At 63.9% G+C, this 1080-nt stretch carries 1 protein-coding gene; it reads right to left on the reverse strand.

Features of this window, described 5'->3' with window-relative positions; genetic code table 11:
• Positions 1-964: dethiobiotin synthase (bioD, locus tag HMPREF0178_RS20700; protein ID WP_232281343.1), on the reverse strand; the 964-nt coding region annotated here is incomplete at its 3' end.
• Positions 965-1080 lie beyond the last annotated feature (116 nt).

The following is a 1080-nucleotide window of genomic DNA, read 5'->3' on the forward strand; positions in this document are numbered from 1 at the left end:
GCCCCCCCTCTCCCTTCCCAAGACTTTCGGCTGGTGGGGAGGCCACGCGGGAGCTTTCCCGGTTGGAGCAGGAAAATGCTGGAGGGATTTGCCCGCATCCATAAGAAGAAGGCTCGGCGCTGCCCGTCGTAGTGGGTACCGCCCCGGTTTGCCCACACTCATGGGAAAAAGACGGGGAAAGGGAGGTTTGCACGTACTCGCGGGAAGAAGAAGGGGAGGCGCTGTATGATGCGTCATTGCCGGGGCGTGTTCCGTTGGAAAGGCAATCCGCGAACAACGGGCGCAGGGCTTCCACGGCGGGCCCGACAAGGGCGGCGAGGCTGGACCATGTGTTTTCGGCATTGTTTGCGAATCCGGTTTGGTAGGGGATTTCCGCGAGCACGGGTACACCGCGTTCCCGGCCCATGCGGGCGAGGGTTTCGGCGTTGTCGCGCAGCAGCCTGCGTTCGTTCCCGACATCCGGATCGGGGCCGGAACCCGGATCGCATACCGTTTCCGGGATCGGGCGGTTGAGGATCATCCCGCACACGCGCAGGCCGTGCGATTGCAGCACGTCGAGCGAAAGCAGGGCGTGGTTGATGCAGCCGAGCTTGTTCCCCACGACGAGCAGGACCGGAAAATCGATCTCCCGCATAAAGTCGAGCATGGTTTCGCGGTCATTCAGCGGCACGTAAATCCCGCCCGCGCCTTCGATCAGCAGAAACGTCCCGTCCGGCGCCTTCCGCTCCAGCTTTTCCCGCAAGCCGGAAACCGTGAGCGGACGCCCCGCCAGCCGTGCCGCCAAATGCGGCGAACACGCGGGCTCGTAGGTTTCCAGCACGATCCCGCCGCCTCCCGCCGCCTCGTAGCAGGCCACGTCGGGAGCGACAAGGGCGGAAGAGGCCGAAGAAGAAGAAGAAGAAGAAGAAGAAGAAGAAGAAGAAGAAGAAGAAGGCCCTTCCAACGAAGCGCCCACACCTCCCATGCCTGCGTTCCCCCCGCCCTTCCCACGCTCAGGAATGGAATCACCTTCGCAGCCGCAGGCACAGCCTTCCTGCCGCGCCTGCAAGGGATCCCCGCCCGCCGGGAAAGCCCCCTCAT

It is taken from the genome of Bilophila sp. 4_1_30 (assembly GCF_000224655.1).
Classification (GTDB): domain Bacteria; phylum Desulfobacterota; class Desulfovibrionia; order Desulfovibrionales; family Desulfovibrionaceae; genus Bilophila; species Bilophila wadsworthia.